Below are 6052 nucleotides of genomic sequence, written 5' to 3'. Positions count from 1 at the left end.
AATCGTTCGCCTACTTCTACATTGGTTTCGGCAAAGTAGTCAGCGATTTCAGTAAGATCTCGACTAGCAAGAACGTTAATGACATAGAGACTCATGCTTACACTCGACCGCGTTGAAACCGCTCTAAAATCTGGTTGACGAATGTCTCGCCATCGATCGGTGGTGTTTGCTCTGAGGCTGAAATGGCAGCATCGATTTTCGTTCGGATATCTTCAACCCAGACGTTCTCGGCTTGTTGTTCTTCCGCCAATTCTGCTAAAAACCGAGCCGCGATCGCTTCTTGTCGATCGATTGGCAGTTGTTCGATTTGGGCGATTACCTGTTGAAGCAGTTCTGTCATAGTTTACACCGCAATTTACTACAGCCTCCTAATTTTACCCGATTCTCTCTCATGACAGGCTCCGCTAGCGAGTAAAGCGATCGAAGAGACCACGATCGATAATTCCAACAAGATACAAAGATGCTCCTCAACAGAGATCGAGACTCAATCACTGGGATTGCCTCTAATTTTCATAGTGATAACGGGCTTGTAAAAATTGGATAGATTCATCTTTGATTCGATAAATTAGTCGATGTTCTAAATCTATTCTTCGTGACCATGTATTTGCTTCCATGAATTTTAGTGGCTCTGGCTTACCAATTCCTGAGAAGGGATCTATACAAACAGATTCTACCAGATCGAGAATTTTGTTAGCTTTTTGAACATCTTGCCGATACCACCATTGCAAATCTTCTCTGAAGTCTTCGTCAAAAATAATTCGCCTTTGAACGATGATTATTTCTGGCTGAGAATTTTCCGAGCGATTTTTATCTTTCTTTTTAGCGGACAATTCCCAACTCCTCACACAATATAGCGATCGATTGTGATGGGTTCTCTGGCTCCGAATGTTCGTAGCCTTGGAGATCTCTTTGTTTGGCTCGATCGATTGCCCGATGCAATCTAGTTGCGTTGGCTGGAGATCTAAATAGATAAACTGTTTCTAAGAGGCTGCTGAGATCTGTTTCGGCGATGAGAGCGACGTTTTTATCGATGCCGTCTCGTTTGACTATGATAATATCTTTGCTGTCTGCTACACGATCGAGCAGAACGCCTAAATTACTCTGTGCTTCGGTATAGCTAATTTCGCTGCTAGTCATACGGTTGTATCCGAGTCTCGTATGTCGATTATAACTTACTGCTTGTCGGGATATGGCGATCGATAATTTCGACAGGATATAAAGATGCTCCACAACGACGATCGATCGAACCTCAAACACTGAAATTGTTGGGGTGAATGTCAAAACCCAACCGACAGAGCTACTAGGTCGAACTATTCACAAGATGAATATGCAATAATGATAACAACTGAGGCTGAGGTTAAAAAATGCAGTATCAAGTTTTTGTCAAAAGTCATTCGGATCGAGGTTTTACTGCTTCTGTACTTGAAATACCGTCGATAGCTGTTAATGGGAATACAGAAGGGGAAGCGATCGCTAATGCCAAAACCGAATTAGAGTCGCAATTGTCAACAGGTAAGATCGTGACAATTTCGATCGAACCTAAAATTAATTTTACGCCCATGCAATATGCAGGTATTTTAGAGAACGATCCAACTTTCGACGATTTGATGGAAAAACTTGTTAATATTCGTCAAGTCGCCAATGAGTGCGAAGATGAAATATGACACTTTATGTCTTCGATACCGACCATCTGAGTCTTTATGGTAGGAATCATCCAGTATTAATCGACAGATTGCAACAACAGTCGATTATTTTGACGACTACCGTAATTAATATCGAAGAACAAGTGCGCGGTAGGCTGGCACAAATATCTGAGGCTAAAGATGGAGATGCACTGGCTAATGCCTATCGATGGCTGTCGGAAACAGTGAAATTATTGTCTGAATTTGAAGTTCTACAGTTTACAGCACAATCTCAATCTATCTATCGAGATCTAAAGTCGCAGCGAATTAGAGTTGGTACTCAGGATTTACGTATTGCCTCGATCGTGTTAGCAAACAAAGGTATCTTGCTATCGAGAATTGCACGAGATTTCGAGCGAATACCCAATCTGCTAGTTGAAAATTGGACGATGGAGGCGTAGTCGCGATCGATAATTCCAACAGCGTTTAAAAATGCTCCTCAATGACGATGGACTGTCATCTAGAGGCAACACTTGTCCGTAACCAGTCAGTAAAAGCATCCCGTTCGCGAAGCGTCTCCATTAGGAGAATCTAATTCACCCGCAGCCAAAGCCAAAATCACCCGTTCTTGCTCATCTACCACCGCCTTAATCTCCACCCTGTTTAACACCAGAAATGTCTCCATTGCTGCGTGTCCAGCACGTTTATTACCATCAACAAATGGATGATTCATCACAATTGAAAACCCCAAGGCTGAAGCTTTTTAAATAATTGTGGGATAAAGTTCGGCACCACCAAAAGTCATCCGTGGTTGTGCGATCGCAGATTCTAATGCACCCATGTCTCGGATACCGCTACTTCCTGCCGCCTGTTCGAGGATTTGACTATGTAGCTCGATTACTTCGGCTAAGGTTAGATGACGAATCATGCTAACCGACGATAGAGTTCAGCGTTCTTCTTGAGAACATAATCTGCTGCTTGGGTAAACTCATCTTGAGGACGAGCTAGCCAATCTTCTATATTCACACGCAGTAAGTCTTCTGGTGAAACTTGACTGTCTCGTGCCAATTGCTGCAATTTATGAAGTTGCTCATCTGGAATGTCAATGGTGATAGAAGCCATTCGGGAGTTCCTTGATGTTGTAGATATTTAGCATTATAACTTCGCCAAACCTAAATGGGGAGTGCGATCGATATGTTCTTGACTATCTGTGATGATATCCTAAGCACAATGATGAGATCGATTACCTCCGGTACGCTACGCGATCGATAATTCTAACAGCATACAAAGATGCTCCTCAATGACGATCGATTACCTCCGGTACGCTACGCGAACGAACCTCAAACACTAAAATCATTGGGTTTCTCGAAATAGATAATCGTTGGCGTAGCCGCGCCGAGAGGTAATCGATCATTTCAACAGGATACAAAGATGCTCCTCAATGACGATCGATCGAACCTCAAACACTGGGATTGTTGGGTTTCTGGTGAAATGTAACTTATATGTACGATTGTGCATATAATAGATGAATGGCGTATCAGTGGGACAAAAATAAAGCAGCAACGAACCTCAGTAAGCACGGGATTGATTTTGCCGATGCAGTTTCTGTGTTCTCAGACGATCTCGCAGTCACAACACTAGATGAACGATTCGATGAAGAGCGATTTATTACCATTGGGCTAGATGCTCTAGGTCGAGTGCTGGTGGTGGTCTATACCTGGCGCGATCGGGAAATTAGGTTGATTTCAGCTAGAGCGGCAACACGTCAAGAACGAAGACAGTACGAAGAGGAATAAATCATGGAAGTGGAACACGATTCTGTAGAAGTAGAATATGATTTCAGCCAAGGGAAACGAGGTGCTATCGATCCGATTGGTGCGGGAAAAACGCGGATTACGATTCGGATTGATGATGATGTTTTAGACTGGTTCCGGGAACAAGTTCATCAAGCAGGAGGAGGTAACTATCAAACATTACTGAATGAAGCATTGCGAACCCATATTCACAAGCAGCATGAGCCTCTAGAATCAACTTTGAGACGAGTGTTACGCGAAGAATTGGGACAAACTCGTCTGGCTTCAAATTAGTCGATCGATCGATAATCCCAACAGGATACAAAGATACTCCTCAATACCGATCGATCGAACCTCAAACACTAAAATTGTCAGGTTTCTCGAAGTAGGTAATCGATCGATCATTCCAACAGAATACAAAGATGCTCCTCAATATCGATCGATCGAACCTCAAACACTGAAATCGTTAGGTTTCTCGAAGTAAGTAATCGATCGATTATCCCAACAGGATATAAAAATACTCCTCAATACCGATCGATCGGGGTTAGATTTCGTTATTGATAATTCGCTGAATATTTCCATGCTCAGAATACACGCTAAAACCATCAGCAAATTTCATTGCGGCACTTTCATCTGCGTGTAGGTTTCCTTCTAAATCGAATGAAAACTTAATTGGACGACCACAGACTGTCAAAGATTTTTCAGTTGGAATTATCCATCCACAGGAAGATGCCAGTGATTCAAGTATTGATAATCGATTCAGATCGCAGTCATAACCCAATACTGAAATATAAGCTTCAAGGGATGCTGCTTGCATACACAAATATTCATGACGAATAATAGATCGACGAAGCTGTTTTCTTACAATCCGAAAAATATAAGCCCACGATCCATTCTCTTTCGATCCATTCCATATTTCTTTTGTAATGTGGCTTTCTAATATTTTTATTACTAAATCAGATTGTTCTACCCATAGAGAATCATACAACGCTATAAACAAATCTTTTTTCAACTGAGTATCTATCTGAGCGTAAACTTGCTCTTCCAGATGGCTAACCAAATTTTGTAAAATTTTGGCACTCTGCTGTGAATTAAAACTACTTTCTAGTTTTATAGCGATCTGCTCACCGCTTTCCATCAGTCGATCTGTAGAGAGTTTCATATCGTTTGCAACTTCGCCAATTATTGAGGCTAATGCTGCATATGGACTATTAATAAAATGGATTTCTGGTTCTACAGTAATTCCAGATATGTGATAGGCGGCTTTAATAGCTTCGGCAGCAATGCCATTATCAATAATTTCAGTCGAAAAGCAAATTTTCTTCCATTTATCAAAGCAAGTAGAAATCTTAGTTTCTTGCTCACTACTGAAACAGTCGTTTCTTGTGCGTCTAGTGGTTAATTCTGCTGGTAGCTTACTATTTTGAGTGTATGACGCACGAATTATATCTATATCTCTCCAAGCAAGACGTTCCGCTGCTGTTATGGCAGATCCAAGGCTTTGACCATATTCATCGAATAACTCAATCCAACCACGGCTACCTTCAGTACCGACCTCAACAACAAATACGTCACGATTTTGAATAATTTCTTTGAATACAAATACAGATCCATAATCTTCAGCTTCAACCTTCAGGCGGTAGAAATCATGCGCATCAAGAATACTCTGATGGATACCAATTCTAGTTTCTGCATTCCTAAGATTTAGCGATTGATATCCTGGTAATGACTGGACTTTTTGAGCTAATCTACCTTCTCGATATGCTCTATGTTCCTCCTGTTTTCTATTTATCCAAATCTGTTTAATGCTCTCTGTCCATTCAGTCATAATAAATATTCCTTTAATTTAAATATTGACTATATCGATCCTGCTATCTTAATTATAAATTAGCAAATATCTGTACGTTGGGTTGAAGAATGGAACCCAATAAACTCAACTCAGCTTCTCCTGACAGAGCATCTGAGGTTAAATATTTGTATCAGTAGCTACCCTAACCGCGAAAATGCGTTAGAAAATAGTAGGCTCTAGAATCAGCCTTAATTGTGCATTCTACTCCCCAGCCCGATCGATCGTTCCTACATCCTCAATCCATGAACACTAGTCACCCAGTCAAACAAGGTTTATACGATCCGCAGTTTGAGCATGATGCTTGCGGTATCGGTTTTATCGCGCAGATGAAAGGGGCGAAGTCGCACGAGATTGTGGCGCAAGCACTGACAATTCTGGTGAATCTCGATCATCGTGGCGCGTGCGGTTGTGAGACTAATACTGGAGATGGGGCGGGGATTTTGATGCAGGTGCCCCACAAGTTTATGCAGAAGGTGGCTCAGGCTGAAGGGATTGAATTACCCGCAGCGGGACAGTATGGAGTCGGGGCGGTGTATGGTTCGCCAGATCCGGTGATTCGATCGAAAAGTCGCCAGATTTTTGCTGAAGTTGTCGCGGCAGAAGGATTGAAGGTATTGGGTTGGCGGGATGTGCCGACGGATAATGGTTCTTTGGGTGAGACGGCTCGATCGAGTGAACCGTTTATGCAGCAGGTATTTATTGCCAAATTGCCTGAACTGGCGGATGAGTTAGCATTCGAGCGGAAGTTATTTGTGATTCGCAAGCTGGCACATACAGCAATTAGGGCG

The 6052-nt window shown here is 42.1% G+C and carries 9 protein-coding genes and 2 pseudogenes; 5 read left to right on the top strand and 6 right to left on the bottom strand.

Annotated features, from left to right (window positions below; translation table 11 throughout):
- Nucleotides 1-97 precede the first annotated feature (97 nt).
- The 3 genes from RMO35_RS22950 to RMO35_RS22940 all read right to left on the bottom strand — a co-directional run bounded on the left by RMO35_RS22950 (nucleotide 98) and on the right by RMO35_RS22940 (nucleotide 1137).
- Nucleotides 98-340: a hypothetical protein gene (locus RMO35_RS22950; protein ID WP_309744690.1), complete on the bottom strand. Its 243-nt coding sequence runs from the start codon at nucleotides 338-340 to the stop codon at nucleotides 98-100.
- Between the two features lie 163 nt (nucleotides 341-503).
- Nucleotides 504-830 carry a Txe/YoeB family addiction module toxin gene (locus RMO35_RS22945; RefSeq protein WP_309744688.1) on the bottom strand — a complete coding sequence of 109 codons (327 nt, stop codon included), beginning with the start codon at nucleotides 828-830 and terminating at the stop codon, nucleotides 504-506.
- A complete protein-coding gene (locus RMO35_RS22940) occupies nucleotides 820-1137 on the bottom strand; it encodes a type II toxin-antitoxin system Phd/YefM family antitoxin (protein WP_309744685.1) in 318 nt (105 codons plus the stop codon). The genes RMO35_RS22945 and RMO35_RS22940 overlap by 11 nt, the downstream gene beginning before the upstream one ends.
- Nucleotides 1138-1364: 227 nt before the next feature.
- Between RMO35_RS22940 and RMO35_RS22935 the strand changes: the two genes are divergently transcribed.
- Together RMO35_RS22935 and RMO35_RS22930 are read left to right on the top strand one after the other, a co-directional pair.
- Nucleotides 1365-1664, top strand: a complete 300-nt coding sequence (locus tag RMO35_RS22935; RefSeq protein WP_309744683.1) for a type II toxin-antitoxin system HicB family antitoxin — start codon at nucleotides 1365-1367, stop codon at nucleotides 1662-1664.
- Complete coding sequence (locus RMO35_RS22930; protein ID WP_309744681.1) at nucleotides 1661-2083, top strand: hypothetical protein; 423 nt, start codon at nucleotides 1661-1663, stop codon at nucleotides 2081-2083. The genes RMO35_RS22935 and RMO35_RS22930 overlap by 4 nt, the downstream gene beginning before the upstream one ends.
- A 55-nt stretch (nucleotides 2084-2138) precedes the next feature.
- On the opposite strand, the pseudogene RMO35_RS25480 reads toward RMO35_RS22930, so the two are convergent.
- Nucleotides 2139-2550 (bottom strand): annotated as a pseudogene (locus tag RMO35_RS25480) (type II toxin-antitoxin system death-on-curing family toxin).
- Nucleotides 2547-2744 carry a ribbon-helix-helix protein, CopG family gene (locus RMO35_RS22915; protein ID WP_309744674.1) on the bottom strand — a complete coding sequence of 66 codons (198 nt, stop codon included), beginning with the start codon at nucleotides 2742-2744 and terminating at the stop codon, nucleotides 2547-2549. The pseudogene RMO35_RS25480 and the gene RMO35_RS22915 overlap by 4 nt, the downstream one beginning before the upstream one ends.
- Nucleotides 2745-3151: 407 nt before the next feature.
- On the opposite strand from RMO35_RS22915, the gene RMO35_RS22910 reads away from it, so the two are divergent.
- Together RMO35_RS22910 and RMO35_RS22905 are read left to right on the top strand one after the other, a co-directional pair.
- On the top strand, nucleotides 3152-3418 hold the full coding sequence (locus tag RMO35_RS22910) for a BrnT family toxin (protein WP_309744672.1): 267 nt from the start codon (nucleotides 3152-3154) through the stop codon (nucleotides 3416-3418).
- A gap of 3 nt (nucleotides 3419-3421) precedes the next feature.
- On the top strand, nucleotides 3422-3709 hold the full coding sequence (locus tag RMO35_RS22905) for a BrnA antitoxin family protein (protein ID WP_309744670.1): 288 nt from the start codon (nucleotides 3422-3424) through the stop codon (nucleotides 3707-3709).
- A gap of 250 nt (nucleotides 3710-3959) precedes the next feature.
- Here RMO35_RS22905 and RMO35_RS22900 read toward each other — a convergent pair whose 3' ends face one another.
- Nucleotides 3960-5243 (bottom strand): DUF6745 domain-containing protein, encoded by a 1284-nt coding sequence (locus RMO35_RS22900; protein WP_309744668.1) that lies wholly within the window; start codon nucleotides 5241-5243, stop codon nucleotides 3960-3962.
- Between the two features lie 263 nt (nucleotides 5244-5506).
- Here RMO35_RS22900 and RMO35_RS22895 point away from each other — a divergent pair.
- Nucleotides 5507-6052 (top strand): annotated as a pseudogene (locus tag RMO35_RS22895) (glutamate synthase subunit alpha); the annotation flags it as partial.

The organism is Chamaesiphon sp. OTE_20_metabat_361, from assembly GCF_031364565.1.
This window is presented reverse-complemented; position numbering and strand designations above follow the sequence as displayed.